Below are 18,697 nucleotides of genomic sequence, written 5' to 3' on the forward strand. Positions count from 1 at the left end.
TTGTCAAGTGCTGTTAATACCTGAACTCGCAACCAAGCGCATATTGGTCGCGGTTGTATTCGTACATCCAGACGTTCGAGTCGCTTTGCGTTCTCGTATATTGGGCGATCAGACTGGCGTATTTCCAAAACCGCCAGGTCAGGCCTGCGGAGGCGGTATAAACATTGTCGCTCCTCGTCTCCAACGGCGGCCAATTAATTTCATAGCTGTACCGCTGAAAATAGGCGCTGCCGGTAAGCTGCAGCGTGATTGGGCCGAGACGTTTGCCCAGCTCTTCCGAAGTGACCGGCAAACTGAGATTTAACGTGAGGCGATGGCCGTTGTTGTCCCATTTCCGCCCGTCGGCATGTTCCCTGGCGAAGTCGTAACGGAGATTGAGGAAGGAGTTCTCCTTGAAGAGCCAAATCCAACTTACGTACTCCCTTAAGCCCACGGTGTCGCGTTCGTCGTCGGGCAGATTAACAGTCTGGTGGTGGTAATTCTTTTTGTCGTAACCGAAAAATACTTCAAGGATATGCTCTTGATTCATAAAATAGCGGAAGGCCGGTCCTACTGAAAGGTAATCCAGATATCTCTTATAGCCCGGGCTGCTCCTTTCCGGGTCAAGATACATGTACGGGTCGGTCCGCAACAGGACGTTTGTGTAACTCGCGTTCAGATTAAAGGCGAAGCGGCCGAAATTGTATCCCGGAGAGACGGAAAAACTGTTGGCCAGCGAATCATGGGAATGGGTGAACTTGGAATATACCGTGGAAGCGGCGGAATACTGGGCGTTGAAAAGCCATGGTTCCGTAAGCCTTGGGGTATAATCGAGACGCACGTTCGAGGAGAGATACTCCCCTTTCGCGTCCGTAACATTTACAGCCGCCGGAGAATCAAGAGGGTTCGAAGCGATGTTGGTGTCATAGCCGCCCATTACGCCCACGGTCAAATGCAGAGGCCTTTCCTGATAGAGTCGCTCTTCCACCATGGCCTGGTACTGGCGGGCAAAGCCAGCCAAATCGGACAGCGGATCCTGCAGGATGATTGCCTGAAAGCGGGCCTTGGCTTTTTCCAGTTTTCTCTCCTTGATGTTGATAATCCCTATCTGAAAATCTGCGGCCTGCGCAAGAATCGGTTCAAGCTGCTTGGATTTTTCAAAGGCTGTAATGGCTTCCTGGTTGTTGTTCGCCTTGGCAAGGATGAGGCCTTTCAAGAAAGCCACGCGGGGAGGGGAAACGCCAGCGCTTTCCGCCGTCCCGACCCATTTTTTGGCCTCGGCCAGTTGGTCTATCTGGTAGAGGGCGTCGATAAGATCAACCAGCGCCTCTTTGACCGGCGGCGCGAGGGTGGCCGCATCCCGCAAATGGCCGACGGCTTTTTGATAGTCCAGCACCTGTTTATAGGCCATCCCCAGGAAAAAAGCCGCCCGGGATGATGCCGGTTCCTGTCGGCGCGCCTCGGTAAAAAGCTCTATCGCCTCTTCATAGTTTTCCTGCTGGTATTGGTCGCTCCCCTGCTGAAGCGCCGCTTTTCCTTCAGCATGAGCCAAGGAAAACAGCGATGAAAGGAGCAGGCAAAAACAGAAAATGACCGTTTTTCTCATGATTTTCCCTCACAGACTGAATTTTGTTGCAACAGGGATAAAATAATTAGCGCTGACAATTGAGCCCTTTGTAATTATTTCAGGTTGTTGACTTACAGCCGCTCTTCTCCATAAAAAGCAAGATTCGCGTTTCGGTTATGATGAACTCGCAACCAAAAGTCAAGAATATTTTCAGCTCCCCAAAAAAAGCTTGACTATCGCAAATGATGAGTGATAACTAACGACCATCTTTTTCGCTTTTATGTACAACTCATCCAAACGGCAGAGGCCACGGATATGCGTCGGAAAACGCTTTATCTTTCCTTCATCTATCACAGCCACTATGCACCGTGTTTCTTTCGGGGCTTTTTCCAGACAAACACCTACCATGGAAAGGAGAAAAACACAATGAAAAGAGCTACTTGGATAGGAAGTATTGTACTCTCAGCGTTTCTGGTCATCACGCTGGCATTTCCCGTTGGGGCGCGCACCATCAAAATCGGCGTCATCGGGCCGATGAATTTCGTTCAGGGCAAGGGGCATTGGAACGGCGCCATAATGGGAGCTGAGGAAATCAACGCCAAAGGAGGCGTGCAGGTCGGCAAGGAAAAGATGAAAATCGAATTGGTAAAAGCCGATTCCAATGAATTTTTAAGCCTGACCGATGCCACGAACGCCATTGAAAGGCTGATCACCAGCGACAAGGTCGATTTTATCGTCGGCGGCTTTAGGACGGAGGCGGTGCTGGCAATGCAGGACATCGCCATGGACTATAAAAAAATATTCATGAGCGCCGGGGCCGCCCATCCCGAGCTCTGTACAAGGGTTGCAAAAGACTATAACCGCTACAAATACTTTTTCCGCGTAACCCCCTTCAACTCCTCGTATCTGGTCAGAACCAGCTTTGCCCATATGGGATATGTCGGAGCGATCCTGAAAAAGGAGCTGCAATTGCCGAAGGTGAAAGTGGCAATCGTCGCCGAAAAGGCGGTATGGGTTGATCCGATGATTGCGGCGGCCCAAAGCGTCATCCCCAAAATGGGCATGGACGTCGTTGGGATATGGCGCCCCTCGGCGGTTGCCACGGACGTCACCGCGGAGCTCGCCGCCATTCAGAAAAGCGGCGCCAATTTAATCTTTACAATCTTTTCCTCCTCCGTCGGGATTCCGTTTGCCCGCCAGGCCGGGGAATTAAAAATACCGGCAGTTCAAGTGGGAATAAATGTTGAGGCCCAGAAGGATGGCTTCTGGGAGGCCACCAAAGGCATGGGAAATTATGTTTTTACAACCAACACCTACGTCCGGGGGGTGGAATACAACAATCTGACGGCGCCCTTCGTTGAGGCCTATTACAAGCGCTTTGGAGAAGTCCCCACTTATACTGCAGACACCCACACGGCAATCGTGCAAGGCCTTGTCCCCTCCATTGAGGCCGTAGGAAGCCTCGATGCCGACAAGATCGTCGCCCACCTGGAAAACCGGGAATACCTTGTCCCCAGCGGCAAGGTGAAATACGAAAAAGACGCCCAGGGCCGCCCCACCCATGATCTCACCTGGGGTCCCGGGTATCTGACCAGCTTGGGCGTTCAATGGCAGGACGGCAAACTCGTCGGGGTATGGCCCAATAAATGGGTTGCCGCCCCCGGTGCGCCCGAGATCACCTATAAGGGAATCGTTCCTTACAAAATACCTCCCTGGATGAAATAATAACACTGTCTTCCGGCCTGTCCCGCCCCTCCGCAGGGGCGGGGAGGTCTGTCCTCTAACCCTTTTTCAAAGGCGCTGCGAGGTCTTATGAATATTATCATCACCGGTCTTATCACTGGCAGCATGCTGGCTTTGCTCTCTATAGGCTTTTCTCTGATCTTCGGCGTTGCCCGCATCGTCAACATCGCCCACACGGCCTTTTACATGATCGCCGGTTACGGCATCTATTTTTTGTGCGTCCGCCTCGGCCTCAGCCCCGTGCCGGGCATGCTGATTTCCGTTTGTGCCGTCACCCTGCTGGGCTTGCTGGTTTACACATTCCTGATAGACAAAATCCGCGAGCACGAAGCCGCGGTGCTGATCGCCACCATCGCCCTGGCAATGATCTTTCAGGAGGCGATGATGCTGATCTTCACAGGGGATTATCTTACCGTATCGCCCCTCGTTAAGGGCTACTTTTCCCTGTTCGGGGTCAAAGTCTTCAACCAGCAGGTGCTGAGTTTCGTCGTGGCTTTGCTGCTGATGTTTATTCTCTGGCTGCTTTTGATGAAGACCCGGCTTGGTCTCGCAATCCGTTCCATTGCCGAGGACCGGGAGGTCGCCAATCTGATGGGGATGAACGACAGCCTGCTTGCCATGATCACGATGGGCATTTCGGTTGCGCTTGCCGGCTTTACCGGAGCGGTCATCGCCCCCCTGATGGTGCTTAGCCCCTACATGTGGATGGAACCCCTGATCATGATGATGGCAGTGGTCGTCCTGGGAGGATTGGGCAGCATCAAGGGAAGCTTTATCGCCTCGTATATTCTCGGGTTTACCGAGGCCCTGGTGGTCTTCCTGATCCCCAAAGGCGCGTTTCTGAAAGGGTCGGTCGCCTTGATTATCATGATCCTGGTGCTGCTGCTGCGGCCGGAAGGACTGTTCGGCGTTTCTTTTGAGGAAGAAAGGTAGGCATGTTGACCGTCGGCTTGTATCTGAAAAGGTTTTATACGCTCATCCATGAAGAGGTATTGGTGCTTCCCAGCCGGATCATTGTCGCCCTTTTTTTCTTGACGCTCCTGGGAATTCCCCTTGTAAGCCAGAACCCCTATCTGATCCGGGTGATCATCCTGACCAGCATCTTTGCCATTCTGGCGGCAAGCTGGGATTTGCTGTCCGGGTTTACCGGTCAGATGAACTTTGGCCATGCCCTTTTCTTCGGCGTCGGCGCCTACACCTCGGCGCTCCTGAATATTCGCCTCCATATCCCCCCCTGGGGATGCGTACCCTTGGGTGCCGCGGCCGCGGTTCTGGCGGGGCTTCTGGTCGGGATACCCTGCCTGCGGTTGAAGAAAACCTACCTGGCCCTGACCACGCTTGCGTTTCCCATAATCCTGATGGGCATCGTTTTTGCACTGCCCGATTTAACCGGCGGCGAATTGGGAATCTCCGGTCTGAAGCGCCTCACCAATTCCCTTGTCGGCAATTACTATATCCATGTTGTCCTGATGCTTGCCCTGTGCTTTATCATGTGGAAAATTACCGATTCCAATACCGGCATCATTTTTCATGCCATCCGCGAGGATGAACTGGCAGTCAAGGCTTCGGGGATCAACACCACCCGCTACAAGCTGCTGGCCTTCTGCCTGAGCGGCTTTTTTGCCGGTCTGGCCGGCGGTCTCTACGCGCATTACATGAGAATAGCCGGGCCTTCCACGCTCGAGGTTTCCATGTCCTTCACGGTGGTGATCTGGGGTGTTTTCGGCGGCATTGCAACCATTTACGGCCCCGTGGCGGCGGTGTTTATCCTTTTTCCACTTCTGGAGTTCGTCCGTTTCTGGCCCGAATACCGGACGCTCATTTTTGCCGTCATCGTTCTGGTGATCCTGCTGTACATGCCGGAGGGTCTGGCGCCCTGGATAAGGGACAAGATCGAAAAGGAGTGCCCCCGCTGCAAGGTGAAAAGCATCGCCACCCGGAAAACATGCCGAATTTGCGATGCTTCGCTGGATTGACCGGCGCTGGGGAAGGCGCTGCGAGAAAGGAACGCCCGTCTTCGTCAGCAGCTACTCTAACCCCATCAACAAATCAAAGGATGCAATTATGAACCATAAAGAGGCATATCTTTCCAAACCGTGGTTGAAGAGCTATCCGGAAGAAGTTCCTGCCCAAATTGACATTCCCGAGATCTCCGTACCGGGTCTCTTCGATGAGATCGTTGAAAAATACGGAAACCGCCCGGCTTTGATCTTTTACGGTAAAAGGATAAACTACCGCGAGCTCAAGGAACGGGTGGACCGGATGGCCACCGCCCTGGCTGATCTGGGGATCCGCAAGGGAGACACCGTGGCCCTGCATCTTTTGAACAGCCCTCAATACGTCATTTCCTATTTCGCCTCGCTGAGGCTGGGCGCCAAGGTAACGCCGATCAGCCCGGTCTATACGAGCATCGAGGTGAAACACCAGCTCGAGGACAGCGAGGCGAAAATCGTCATCTGCCAGGATATCCTCTTCGAAAACGTTGACAAGGCAGGCTTCAGTGCGGAACGGGTTATTTTGACCAGCATTAACGAGTATCTTCCCGCCTTGAAAAAAATCTTCGCCGGCGGCAACCGGAACGCTTCCGGTAAATCCGGCCTTTCAATAGAAACGCTCAAAAAAAGGGGCATTAAATCCTTTCAGGACCTGTTGAAAAAATATCCCCCCGAGCCGCCGGCCGTCGCGATTGACCCCTGGAAGGACCTTGCCGCACTGCCCTACACGGGGGGCACCACCGGCCTTCCGAAGGCGGCCATGCTGACTCACCGGAACATCGTCGCGCTGCAGGCACAGACCCGGGCCTTCTGGCCGATCTTTGAAGAGGGAAAAGAGGTGATCATGGCCTTTTTGCCGCTGTTCCACATATACGGGCAGGTGGTTGTAATGATTGCGGGACTGGCCTCCGGGGCAACCCTTGTGCTCTTCACCACCCCCGATATCGATGAAATCCTCTCGGCAATGGAACGTTATCAGGCCTCCGCATTCTACGGGGTGCCCACCCTGTTTGAATATCTGAAGGAGTATGAAAAAACCAACCGGGTTAACTGGAAACGCCTGAAACTGATTGTCTGCGGGGCCGATACGCTGCACGAATCAACGATCGACGGCTGGGAAAAAAGGACCGGATCGCAGATCCTCGAGGGGTACGGAATGACGGAAACCACTTCCGCCAGCCACAGTTCGCCGATGAACCGCTACAAGAAGGGCTCGTTCGGGGTGCCCCTGCCGAATGTCGGGGCGGCAATCATCGCTCCGGAGGGAACTGAATTTCTCCCCGTCGGCGAAGTCGGCGAGATGATTTTATCCGGGCCCAACATCATGCAGGGTTATTGGAAAAGACCGGAGAGCACGCAGGAGATCATGTTCGAAATGGACGGGGTCGCCTGGCTGCGCACCGGGGATCTGGTCAGCATGGATGCAGAGGGATATTTTCATTTCTTCGACCGCAAGCGGGATCTGATAAAATATAAAGGGTATTCCGTCTTCGCCCGGCATGTGGAGGAAGTCCTCTATCAACATCCCCGGATAAAGGCCGCGGGAGTGGTCGGCGTTCCTGATCCCGCGTTCGGAAACCTGATCAAGGCCTATGTGGTTCTCGAAAGCGAGGCCCGGGGCAAGATTTCGGAGGAGGAGATCGTAGATTTTTGTCGTGAGCGGCTGGCCCATTACAAGGTGCCGAAGATCGTCGAGTTCCGGGGCGAGTTGCCGAAAACCGATGTCGGCAAGGTCTCGCGGCGGGAGTTGCGAGAGGAAAACGAGGAGTGCTGAGATGACCGTGCCGCTTCTGGAGGTAGAAGGATTAACGAAGAGTTTCGGCGGTCTGCATGCGGTCAACGACATCAGGCTGCGGATGGAGCAAAAGGAAATCATCGGCCTCATCGGTCCGAACGGCGCCGGTAAAACCACCCTGCTGCGGCTTCTCACCGGAATATTGAAACCTAATGCGGGAAGCGTTGTTTTCAAGGGAAAACAGATCATTGGCATGAAGATCTGGGACATCGTCAACTTGGGAATAGCGGGCACCTTTCAAAATATGAGGCCGTTTCGCCGCCTTCCCATTATCGCCAATGTGATGGTTTCCTGCCTCTCCCCCCGGGTCATGAAAAAAGGGGAGTGGGTGAAGGTTGTGGAGGCAAAGGCCATGGACGCCCTCGAATTTGCAGGCATTTCTGACATGGCGTTGGAAAAGGCCTCCACGCTGTCGCAGGGGGACTTGAAGAGGCTGGAAGTGGCGCGGGCGGTGGCGACGGAGCCGGAATTGCTGCTCCTGGATGAACCATTCGGCGGACTCAGCCCGGCAGAGACGGAGTTGATGGCAAAATCCATCCACCGGCTCCACAAGGGCGGACGCTTTGGACGTCTGCACAGCGAGGGACCAGCGATGATCATCGTGGAGCATAAATTACAGCAGCTTATGAAGATAGTGGATCGAATCATTGTCCTTAACTTCGGCCAGATTCTTGCCGAGGGAACCCCGGACGAGGTGGTGAATAATCCGCTGGTAATCGAGGCCTATCTGGGGAAAGGGGGAGGACAATAGCCATGCTCCTCGAAGTCTCCCATTTAAGCGTGCGGTACGACAAGGCCGTTTTGGTAAATGATGTCAGCCTTTTTGTGGAAAAAGGGGAACTGGTTGCCTTGGTCGGGCCCAACGGCGCAGGGAAATCCACGACGCTTCGGGCGATCAGCGGTCTGGTTGCCTGGGAAAGGGAGATCAAGCGCCGTTCGACCGAGGGAGACATCTCCATAGAAGGGACAATCGCTTTCAAAAGCGAATACATCGATCAAATTCCCGCCTACGCCATAGTTCAGCGGGGGCTTGTTCTGTGCCCCGAAAGGAGACGTCCCTTTCGGGAAATGAGCGTGCTCGAAAATTTAAAAGCGGGCTCGTATCTCCAGAAAGACAAGAAAAAAATTCATGATATCCTGCAAAAAGTTTATGATCTCTTTCCGGTTCTCGAGAAACGCGCGGCGCAGATTTCCGGAACCCTTTCCGGCGGCGAACAGCAGATGCTGGCTATTGGCCGGGCCTTCATGTCTGACCCGGAACTCCTCTGCATTGACGAACCATCCACCGGTCTGGCGCCGCTGATCCGTCAGGAGGTTTTTGAAAAAATATCCGAAATCAACCGCATGGGGATAACTGTCCTGCTGGTGGAGCAGGAGGTGAGCGCCGTCTTCAAAATGTCCACCCGCAATTACGTGCTTTCCTCGGGGAAAATCATTGCGCAGGGAACCGCGGAGGAGCTGCTCCAGAACGAAGTCCTGCGCAAGAGTTATCTGGGGCTGTAGAAAACTGGCAAACCCTTTGAGCGGGCTTCTTACAGCAGCTCTCGCAAAAACCGGCCGGTATGGGAATTTTTTGCCTTTGCAACCTCTTCCGGCGTTCCCGTGGCAACGATGCGGCCGCCGCCGGGACCGCCTTCCGGCCCAAGATCGATGATGTAATCGGCTGACTTGACCATGTCGAGGTTGTGCTCGATCAGGATGACGGTGTTTCCCATGTCCACGAGGCGCATCAAAACGTCAAGCAGCTTCTGGATGTCGGAAAAGTGGAGGCCGATCGTCGGTTCGTCGAGGATGTAGAGGGTGTTGCTGTTGGCCCGTTTCCCCAGTTCGCGGGAGAGTTTGATCCGCTGCGCCTCGCCGCCGGAGAGGGTCGTCGCCGACTGGCCGAGATGGATGTACCCCAGGCCCACATCGTACAAAAGCTGAAGCTTCTCGCGGATCGACAGGATATGCTCGAAAAAGGAGAGCGCCTGCTCGACGGTCATCTCCAGGATTTCGGCGATGTTTTTGCCTTTGTAGCGGATCTCGAGGGTGTCTGGATTGAACCGTCGGCCATGACAGGTGTCGCAGGTCACATACACGTCCGGCAGGAAGTGCATCTCGATCTTGATCAGACCGTTCCCCTCGCACGCCTCGCACCGCCCGCCCTTGACGTTGAAGCTGAAGCGTCCCGCCTTGTAGCCGCGGAGTCTCGCCTCGGGAAGACCGGTGAAAAGTTCCCGGATGTGGGAAAAAATGCCGGTATAGGTAACAGGGTTCGAACGCGGCGTCCGTCCGATCGGCTGCTGGTTCATCAGGATGACCCGCTCGATGCCGCCGAAATCGGCAATGCGTCGCACCTTGCCGCCGCCCATGCGCTCCTGGTTGATTCTCCGGGCCAGCGCCTTGTAGAGGGTTTCGATCACCATCGTGCTTTTCCCGGAGCCGGAAACCCCGGTCACCGCGGTGAAGATGCCGACCGGGATTCTTATGTCAATATTTTGCAGATTATGCTCATTAGCCCCCTCCAAAACAATAAAACGTTCCGGAAGCGGCCTTCTTTTATGAGGAACAGGGATCGACTTCCGGCCGGAAAGGTACTGTCCGGTCAGCGAATTTTCCGAACGGCAGATCTCCTCCGCCGTCCCCTGAAAGATAACCTCGCCCCCGAACATTCCCGCCCCCGGGCCAATGTCAATAATCTGATCCGCTTCCATCATCATGTCCCGGTCGTGCTCGACGACAAGGACGGTGTTGCCCATATCGCGCAGCCGCTTCAAGGTTGCAATCAGGCGGATATTGTCCCGCTGGTGCAAACCGACGGTCGGCTCATCCAGGACGTAGAGAACCCCGACCAGCCCCGAACCGATCTGGGTGGCCAGGCGGATTCTCTGTCCCTCCCCCCCGGAGAGGCTGCCCGCCGCCCGCTCCAGGGTCAGGTAATCCATCCCGACATCGAGCAGGAAGCCCAGTCGCGTCTTGATCTCCTTCATCACCCGCTCGGTGATCTGGAACTCCTGCAGAGAAAACGAAATCGCCGCCACAAACTCCCGGCATTCGCGAAGGGAAAGGCAGCACAGCTCGTGGATATTTTTTCCGCCGACGGTTACCGCCAGGCTCTCCGGTTTCAGGCGGGCGCCGTGGCAGGTCGGACACTCCCGGAGGTTGATGAAGCGGGACAGATCCATCCGCACATGCAGCGACGTGGTCTCCTTGTACCTGCGGTCGAGCTCATTGAGTATCCCCTCGAACGGACGGGTGTGAAAAAAACGTCGGCCGCTACGATCGGCGTAGAAGCGAATATTCTCCTCCCCGGAACCATAGAGCAGCACCGCCGTGATTTTCTCCGGCAGATCCTGAAAGGGCGTGTTGATATCGAAGCCAAAATGGCTGGAAAGCGCATCGATCATGTTAAAATAATGGAGATAGTGACGCCCCGACCAGGGAACGATCGCCCCCTCGCGAATCGAAAGACTGCGATCAGGAACGACAAGCTCTTCATCAAAATACATCCGGGTTCCCAACCCGCTGCAATCGGGACACGCCCCATAGGGGGTGTTGAACGAAAACATCCGCGGGGAGAGCTCCGGCATGCTGACGCTGCAATCAGGACAGGCATAGCGTTCGCTGAAGAGGACATCCTTCCCGCCCGCGAGACCGATGCGCACCAGTCCGTCGGAAAGACCGGCCGCGGCTTCCAGCGATTCGCGAAGCCTCCCTCTGATTCCCTCCTTGATGACAAGGCGATCGATGATAACGTCAATCTCTTGCTTGCGGTTCTTGTCGAGGACAATATCTTCGGAAAGTTCCTTGAGCTCGCCATTGACGCGGACACGGGTGTAACCGTCCTTCAGCAGCTTTTTGAACTCCTTTTGAAATTCACCCTTGCGGCCGCGGACAAGGGGTGCCGAGATCGTCACCCGGGCGTTTGCCGGATAGGCAAGAACCGTCTCCAGCATGGCGTCGATCGTCTGGGCCTTGATCTCCCGACCGCATTTCGGGCAGTGGGGAATGCCCGCCCTGGCAAAAAGCAGCCTCAAATAATCGTAAATCTCCGTCACCGTCCCCACGGTGGAGCGGGGATTGTGGGAGGTCATCCGCTGCTCGATCGCAATGGCGGGGGAAAGCCCCTCGATGGACTCCACATCCGGTTTGTCCATCTGACCGATGAACTGCCGGGCGTAGGTGGAAAGGGACTCCACGTAGCGCCGCTGACCCTCGGCATAAATGGTGTCGAACGCCAGGGATGATTTTCCGGAACCGCTAACCCCGGTGATCACAACTAAGCAATCCCTGGGAATGTCAATATTTATGTGTTTCAGATTGTGCTGGGATGCGCCCCGTACCTTGATAAAATTCATTACAGCCTGATCTCGACATTATATTTTTCCCGCAACTCCTTCAGCCACTCCTCGAACCTTTTTTCCATTTTCTCCTTTTCCAACTTCGCCTTGATTTCCTCACGAACAAGCTCTATGGTTTTGGCGCCTGCCCCCCGGCGATCCGTTATCTGGATGATGTGAAAACCAGCGGGTGACTCTATGACGTCGCTGATTTTGTTCAGCGGCAGAGCAAACGCAACCGACTCTATCTCGGGAAGAATCGCGCCTTTTTCTATATAGCCGATGTCGCCCCCCTCTTCGGCGCCCGGCCCCTGGGAAAACTTTGCGCACAACTCCTCGAAAGATTCTCCCTTGAGCAGTCGCTGGCGGATGGCTTCAAGATCAGCGCGAATTTTAGCCTTAGCCTCGGGGCTCGCTTCCTTGGGGATGAAAAGGAGTATCTGCCGGACCCGAACGGATTCCTTGCCATCGTATTCTTCGCGATGCTGGCGGTAGTAATCGCCGATTTCCCCTTCCGTCGCCACAACCTTTGACCTGATGTCCCGTCCGATAAGCTGCATTCTCATCATTTGCCGTCGGACATCCTTTCTGTACGTCTCCGGCGTTAGCTTTTCCTGTTCCAGAAGCTTTCGGAACTGATCTTCCGATAAATTACGCTGTTTCTTGATATCGGCGATTGCCGCATCGATCTCCCCCTCCGGAACGGAGATCCCCGTCTTTTTGGCCTCCTGCTCCATCAGCATATTATCGATCATACTGTTGAGGATGCTTCTTTTTGCTTCGTCCAGAGCTTTATCCCGCTCATTGCCGCGATAGCCGGCTTCAAACCTCGCCATAAACGGCTCAAAGGCCCTGTTCAAATCAGAAAGGGTAATTACCTCATCATTCACGACGGCCACAATCCTATCGGCTACCCCGGCTTCCGCCGCCGCGCCGATGAAAACAACAACTACCACCATTAAAATATCACAAAAGCAACGCTTCAGCTTACCTGTTTCATAAACATTAATCTTCGCTTGCACCGTTCTTATCCTCCTTATCCCCTCAATTCCCCTATCAACTCCCGCGCCCGGGACAATATCTCGGACCCTGCAATCCCCGGCATGGAGATCGTCAACTTGTTGTCGGGGGTAAGGTGCACCCCCCGACGCTTGCCGCGGTACAGCTTCATGATCAGGGCTGGCTCAATCGGACTATTGTCCTGCAATAACAAAGACATGTCCTTGCCATCGTAGCCCATTTTCCTTCCCCTTACCGTCTTGAGAAGGTTGCGGATTTCAATCACCCCCATGAGGTTGTCAACCTCGGCCGGGACATTCCCGTAACAATCGCGCAATTCCTGACGGATTGCATACAATTCTTCTTCCGTCAAAGCGAGCGAAATCTTCTTGTACCAGACAAGCCGCTGGTGTTCGTCAGCCATATAGGTCTCGGGAATGAAAGCGGGAATGCCCAAATTTATTTCCGGCCGGAGCTCCTCCTCCGGCGCCGGCGCCCCCTTAATCTCCCGAATCGCATCTTCCATCATCTCGGTGTAAAGCTCGTAGCCGACGGCGGATACGTGCCCGGACTGAGACGTTCCCAGCATATTTCCCGCCCCCCTGATTTCGAGGTCATTGGAGGCAATCCGGTAACCGGAACCTGCTTCGGTAAAGTCCATGATGACCTGCAACCGCTTCTGGGCGTCGCGGGAGAGCATCGCCCCCTGGGGAACGAGCAGCCAGGCGAAAGCCTCTTCCTTCGAACGGCCGACCCGCCCCCTTATCTGGTAGAGCTGGGAAAGCCCGAAACGATCGGCCCGGTTGATGATAATCGTGTTCGCCGACGGGATATCCAGGCCGGCCCCGATGATCGTCGTGCAGACCAGGACATTGTCTTCCCCGCGGATGAACCGCTTCATCGCGCCCTCGATAGCCGAGGGCTTCATCTGCCCGTGGACAATCCCGATATTTGCCTCGGGAACAAGCTTCTGGATGAGGCGGGCCATCGTAAAGATGGAGCGGACCCGATCGTGGAGAAAAAAGACCCGGCCGCCGCGGGCAAGCTCCCCGCGGATCGCATCTGTAATTATTTCCTCATTGAATTCTATTACATAAGTCTTGACAGGCAGACGGCTCTCCGGCGGCGTGTTCATGATCGAAAGATCCCGGATTCCCACGAGCGACAGATGCAGCGTCCGCGGAATCGGGGTGGCCGAGAGGGTAACGACATCCACCAGCTTGCGGAGCTTTTTGAGCTTCTCCTTGTCGGCGACCCCGAACCGCTGCTCCTCATCGACAATTACCAGTCCCAGATCCCGAAAATTGACATCCTTCTGCAAAAGGCGGTGGGTGCCGATTACGATGTCCACCGTCCCCTTGGCCAGACCTTCGCTGATCTCCTTCTGTTCCGCCTTGCTCCGGAAGCGGTTAAGGACCTCCACGCGCAGCGGATAATTTTTCATCCGCCCGGAAAAGGTCTGATAATGCTGCTCGGCAAGGATGGTCGTCGGCACAAGCATCGCCACCTGTTTGCCGTTCAGCGCCGCCCGAAACGAAGCCCGCATCGCCACTTCCGTTTTTCCGAACCCGGCGTCGCCGCAGATCAAACGATCCATCGGTTTTGCGCCATTCATGTCAAGATGGATATCTTCGATCGCCTTTGCCTGGTCCGGGGTTTCATCAAATTCAAATGCAGCGCAAAACTCCTCATAGAGGCGATCCGGCGGGGCAAAAGGTTCCCTTTCCATCGTCTCGCGGGCGGCGTAAATGGCCACAAGCTCCTCTGCCATCTCGCGAACCGACTCCCGAACCTTTTCCTTCATCGTCTCCCAGGATATCCCGCCCAGTTTATCGACCTTGGGCACGAACCCTTCGGCGCCGATATAGCGCTGGAGCTGATCTATCCGGTCAACCGGGATGTAGAGCCGATCGTTTCCCTGATATTCGATCAAAAGAAAATCGTTTTCCACGCCGCCCGCGGCCAGTTTCTGCAAGCCCTGGTAGCGACCGATGCCGTGTTCGGTATGAACGACAAAATCCCCTTCGGAGAGTTCCCCGAACGATTTGAGAAAATATCCCTCCCTTACCCGCCGGGCGGGGCGCCTTAATGCCTTTTTTCCGAATATCTCTTCCTCGGAAAGCACAATCAGTTTCATCCCGGGAAGGTGAAATCCGCCACTGATCCTCCCCTCCAGGATGGTCACAACCCCCGCCGGGCCCGCCGCCTCAATCGACTCAATGAATCGACCTTTAGTCTTTCGGGTAGGAACGTCGTATCTACCGAGCAACTGCGCTGTCCGCTCAACGCCCTCCTGCCCGCTGCAGATAAAGGCAACGGCGTTCCCCTCGTCCAGCCACCCGCGCATCTTCTGCGCAAGCGGGAAAAGAACGCCTTCATCCTCAGCAGCCCTTTGCGCTTCCGGCCTGCCCGCAGAGATATCTTCCTCGAGGTGAAACAGGATCGGGAAATTGCCTTCAGCTTCGGCGCCCAGCGCAAGGCCGGTAAAATAGAGCTGCGTCAGCGCCAGCCTTCTGCCGGAGACATCCACCGCTGACAGATATGCCGCCTCCTTTTCCAGATAGAACCGCCCCTGCTCGCGCGCCTTCAGGAAAAACCCGTCGAGATCGTTTTCGATCTTTTCTTGCAGCAGAGAGTCGGCAAGGGGGTCGTCAAGCATAAGGATTCCCCCGGGGGGCAGGTAGTCGAAGAGCGTTCCCATCCCCTCGTCGCCAGGCCCTTCATCCCCGGATTCGTTATAGAAAAGTGAATAAAATAGAGGATTTGTAGAAACACCGAGGCCGGTTGCAATAATCTCGGCCAGCTTCTCCTTCGTAGTCCGGGGAAGCCCCAGCTCATTCGAACGCCGACGGATAGCGCGGACGGCGCGCTCGCGCCTTCCCTTCGTGATAATCAGCTCCGCGGCGGGAAAAAGCGTAAAGTCGGCAATTTCCTCAATGGAACGCTGCGTTGCTTCGTCAAACAGACGAATTGATTCTATCTCGTCGCCGAAAAACTCCAGGCGCAGGGGGTGAGCCGCATGGGGAGGAAAGATATCCAAAATATCTCCGCGAACGCTGAACTCTCCCTTTCCTTCCACCAGCGACTCGCGCACATATCCGCCTTCGCTCAGCTTCGCCGTGAGCTCATCGCGCCCGCGCAAATCGCCGATCGAGATCGTTTCTACATAGCCTTCCAGAATGTCGCGCGGAACGGTCTTTTGCATCAAGGCGGAAACAGGCATGACAACAACTGCCGGGACGCCATAGGCATAGCGTTGCAATGCCTCCATCCGGGCAAGTTCCGTTTCGCGCTGGAAGGCAAACATATCCGTTGTCACCAGCTCCCACGGCGGCAGCATCAGCGCCTGCTCTTCTCCCAGGAAAAATGTCAAATCCCGGAGGCATTTTTCCGCCTCCTTCCGGTCAGGCCGGATTACCGTAATCGGGCAGCCGAGATGCCGGAAGAGCATCGCCGTCACAAAGGCGCGCGCCGCTCCATCCAGACCTTGCACAATGAGTTTGTCCTCCCTGCGAGCCAATCTCTCGATCAACTCCCGCAGAGAGTTATCAATTATCCTTTTTCTAACTTCCACTATTTTGCGCAAAGTCATTCCTTGAACTCAACCAACATCAAGTTTTAATGTGATTGGAGCGACCACTATATTATTTCAGACTATTATTCAAGCGGCAAAAACAAATGTGGCACAAATGTGCTTTTTGTTGACAAACAAAGTGCATCTACGATATCGTTTTACAAAATTATCAAGGGGAATGGGAAAAAATGATCAGTGTTGAAGATGCCCTGCAAAATATTTTGGCTTCCGTTGCCGTTTTGGGAATGGAAAAATCGGACATTCTCTCCGCCCTGGGCAGGGTAATCGGCGAGGATATTTATTCCGGAAGAAACATTCCGCCGAAGGATAATTCGGCAATGGACGGCTATGCGGTGCGCTCCGCAGACACCTTCGGCGCTTCCGATAAAAAACCCGTCCTGCTGGAGGTCATCGAGGAGCTTCCCGCCGGCTCGACATCCCAAAAAACGGTTGGCAAGGGACAGGCCGCACGGATAATGACCGGCGCCTTCATTCCCGAGGGAGCTGATGCGGTGATCCCGGTGGAATACACTAAAAAGGAAAACGACCGGGCTGCAATATTCGTAAGCGTCCAGGCAGGCAGGGACATCCGCTTTGCCGGCGAGGATGTAAAACTCGGAGAGAAGGTTATTGCAAAAGGTGAAATCCTTTTTCCCGCCCATATCGGAATGCTGGCATCGCTGGGGCGCTCGTTTGTTCTCGTGCATCAAAAACCGCTGATCGCAATCGTCTCATCAGGCGATGAGCTCGCGGATATTGACGAACCTCCGTCCTTGAAAATAGTCAGCTCGAACAGCTACTCGCTTGCCGCCCTTGTTCTGGAATGCGGCGCGATCCCGATGCAGATGGGCATTGCCAAAGATCGGCGCGAGGATTTGCTCGAAAAATTCCGGGACGCGATGCGGGCCGATCTGATCATCTCCTCCGGGGGCGTCTCCGTTGGCGATTTCGACCTCGTCAAAAATGTTATGAAACAGGAGGGAAACCGGATGCAGTTCTGGCAGGTTGCGATGAAGCCGGGGAAACCGCTTGCCTTCGGCGCCCTTGAAGATGTCCCGATCATCGGCCTTCCGGGAAATCCCGTCTCCTCGATGATCTCCTTCGAACAATTCGCCCGTCCCGCCATCCTTAAAATGATGGGGCACAAAAATCTCTTTCGGAAAACAATCCAGGTGCGTTTAAACGAGGATATAAACAAGAAACCTGGCAAGCGCCATTTTATTCGAGCGATTATCGAGCAAACCGCCGACGGATACACGGCCAGAACAACCGGCGATCAGGGCTCGGGAATCCTGACCTCGATGGTCCAGGCCAATGGTCTTATCATCATGCCTCCCGAAAGCGCCAAGGCCAAAGCGGGCGAGTTCGCAACGGTTCAGCCCCTCGACAATTCGCTGCAGATGGCGGCTGATCCCGGCTATCCGCAATCTTGACTTTTCATCAGAGAAAAGGTGTGTTATAGACCGCAACGGAAGTGCTTAGGTCGCTGGTGGGCCTCCCGGACTTCAAATCCGGTGTGAGGGGCTAATACCTCCTCAGGTGGGTTCGATTCCCATGCACTTCCGCCATTTTACAAAGTTCACCAGTTTTCGTTTTTTTTCATTTTGACACATTGTGACACATTGCGTGACACAAACAAAAAAAAGGGGAGCCGAAGCCCCCCTTTTATAAGTCTAACTACTTTGATTCCTCTTTCGGTATGAAACTCACACAAGCAGGAAGTTCATGCGGAACACCGGATGCGGATGATTTGCCTTCCAGCACACCCGCTTTATCCAATGACCCGGCAACACCTGCCGCTGCCTGTCCTGCCACCGCCGCCGTTCCGTAGCCGAACGCCGTTGCCGCCGATCCGATGCCCGCTATTGCGGGGGCTGCTATTCCACCGACTATAGGCAATGCCAACGCCGCTACACTCAGAACTGTCGTCACAGGGTTCATGCTATTGTCGATTGACATACCCAGGCGATTGCTGACACCTGAAGGTATATCCTTTTGCTCCACGATAGACCGGCAGAAAACAGTTTCGTTTTCGTTCCCCATAAAAGTCTTCTGGACAAAGGACGGAAGGGCTTTTTGTAAACCAATCCCGGCAACTGTAGTATCTCCGACGGGAATCTTTGCCCCTTCAAAAGAACTTACACTGCCTTTTAAGTCTTCCGGATTATCCTTCCAGTCAAACCAAATCAAGCTCCATTTGGCATCCAGACCGTTCTTTTCAGGTTTCACAACGATAATATTGAACATATCAGGTTGCTTGTCTTGCTTATACTTTTTCGGAATATAAGCAATCCTCATGCGTTTCTCCGAACCGTTTGGAGCCTGAACCATAAATCCCTCAAACAGCACCTTCTTCTCCATTGCTTCGTCCTTCCACATTTCCGGGACCTTGAGTTTCTTGGCTTCCTCCGTGTTCACGTAGGACGGGGCGGATTCAACCGCCTTCTTTGCCTTCTGGTAAGCCGGATCGAGATTCTCAACCAAGGTTGCCGTGCAACCACTCAGGGCCGCCAAACACACCATACCAATCATAATAACTGCCATGCTCTTTTTCATCTTTTTTTCTCCTTTCAAATCAAATATTCTGGTCAACGGTGGCCCAGTATCCCGTAATGTCGTCGGGAAGAGTGCAGGAGTAATCAGCCTCGTTGTAATACGGAATACCCGGAAACATTATGCCCCTATGATAATCGGCTACAGCCGACATTGCAGAGTAGTCCTTGT

At 54.5% G+C, this 18,697-nt stretch carries 12 protein-coding genes and 1 tRNA gene; 8 read left to right on the forward strand and 5 right to left on the reverse strand.

The features are described from left to right. Window positions 1-13: 13 nt before the first annotated feature. On the reverse strand, window positions 14-1,585 hold the full coding sequence (locus tag K0B01_00645) for a tetratricopeptide repeat protein (protein MBW6484650.1): 1,572 nt from the start codon (window positions 1,583-1,585) through the stop codon (window positions 14-16). 387 nt (window positions 1,586-1,972) lie between these two features. Here K0B01_00645 and K0B01_00650 point away from each other — a divergent pair, with 387 nt between their 5' ends. The 6 genes from K0B01_00650 to K0B01_00675 all read left to right on the forward strand — a co-directional run bounded on the left by K0B01_00650 (window position 1,973) and on the right by K0B01_00675 (window position 8,581). Beyond that, window positions 1,973-3,271 (forward strand): ABC transporter substrate-binding protein, encoded by a 1,299-nt coding sequence (locus K0B01_00650; protein MBW6484651.1) that lies wholly within the window; start codon window positions 1,973-1,975, stop codon window positions 3,269-3,271. An 87-nt stretch (window positions 3,272-3,358) separates the two neighbouring features. After that, on the forward strand, window positions 3,359-4,222 hold the full coding sequence (locus K0B01_00655) for a branched-chain amino acid ABC transporter permease (protein ID MBW6484652.1): 864 nt from the start codon (window positions 3,359-3,361) through the stop codon (window positions 4,220-4,222). Between the two features lie 2 nt (window positions 4,223-4,224). Further along, window positions 4,225-5,265, forward strand: coding sequence for a hypothetical protein (locus K0B01_00660; protein ID MBW6484653.1), 1,041 nt, complete (start codon window positions 4,225-4,227; stop codon window positions 5,263-5,265). Further along, window positions 5,249-7,057 carry a long-chain fatty acid--CoA ligase gene (locus K0B01_00665; GenBank protein ID MBW6484654.1) on the forward strand — a complete coding sequence of 603 codons (1,809 nt, stop codon included), beginning with the start codon at window positions 5,249-5,251 and terminating at the stop codon, window positions 7,055-7,057. The genes K0B01_00660 and K0B01_00665 overlap by 17 nt, the downstream gene beginning before the upstream one ends. Window position 7,058: 1 nt before the next feature. Then, window positions 7,059-7,829 (forward strand): ABC transporter ATP-binding protein, encoded by a 771-nt coding sequence (locus K0B01_00670; GenBank protein MBW6484655.1) that lies wholly within the window; start codon window positions 7,059-7,061, stop codon window positions 7,827-7,829. Window positions 7,830-7,831: 2 nt separating this feature from the next. Continuing rightward, complete coding sequence (locus K0B01_00675; GenBank protein ID MBW6484656.1) at window positions 7,832-8,581, forward strand: ABC transporter ATP-binding protein; 750 nt, start codon at window positions 7,832-7,834, stop codon at window positions 8,579-8,581. 29 nt (window positions 8,582-8,610) lie between these two features. Here the strand turns inward: K0B01_00675 and uvrA are convergent, their stop codons facing one another. The 3 genes from uvrA to mfd are packed head-to-tail and all read right to left on the reverse strand — an operon-like array spanning window position 8,611 to window position 15,991. Then, a complete protein-coding gene (gene uvrA / locus K0B01_00680) occupies window positions 8,611-11,418 on the reverse strand; it encodes an excinuclease ABC subunit UvrA (protein MBW6484657.1) in 2,808 nt (935 codons plus the stop codon). Further along, on the reverse strand, window positions 11,418-12,422 hold the full coding sequence (locus K0B01_00685) for a SurA N-terminal domain-containing protein (protein ID MBW6484658.1): 1,005 nt from the start codon (window positions 12,420-12,422) through the stop codon (window positions 11,418-11,420). Before K0B01_00685 ends, uvrA begins: the two co-directional genes overlap by 1 nt. 14 nt (window positions 12,423-12,436) lie before the next feature. Then, window positions 12,437-15,991 carry a transcription-repair coupling factor gene (gene mfd / locus K0B01_00690; protein ID MBW6484659.1) on the reverse strand — a complete coding sequence of 1,185 codons (3,555 nt, stop codon included), beginning with the start codon at window positions 15,989-15,991 and terminating at the stop codon, window positions 12,437-12,439. A gap of 170 nt (window positions 15,992-16,161) precedes the next feature. Between mfd and K0B01_00695 the strand changes: the two genes are divergently transcribed. Together K0B01_00695 and K0B01_00700 are read left to right on the forward strand one after the other, a co-directional pair. Continuing rightward, the gene (locus K0B01_00695) at window positions 16,162-17,406 is read left to right on the forward strand and encodes a molybdopterin molybdotransferase MoeA (protein ID MBW6484660.1); all 1,245 of its coding nucleotides are present in this window, start codon (window positions 16,162-16,164) and stop codon (window positions 17,404-17,406) included. A 37-nt stretch (window positions 17,407-17,443) separates the two neighbouring features. Then, window positions 17,444-17,541 (forward strand) — tRNA-Sec (locus K0B01_00700). Between the two features lie 109 nt (window positions 17,542-17,650). On the opposite strand, the gene K0B01_00705 is transcribed toward K0B01_00700, so the two are convergent. After that, on the reverse strand, window positions 17,651-18,529 hold the full coding sequence (locus K0B01_00705; protein MBW6484661.1) for a hypothetical protein: 879 nt from the start codon (window positions 18,527-18,529) through the stop codon (window positions 17,651-17,653). Window positions 18,530-18,697: the final 168 nt, after the last annotated feature.

The organism is Syntrophobacterales bacterium (assembly GCA_019429105.1).
Lineage (GTDB): Bacteria > Desulfobacterota > Syntrophia > Syntrophales > UBA5619 > DYTH01.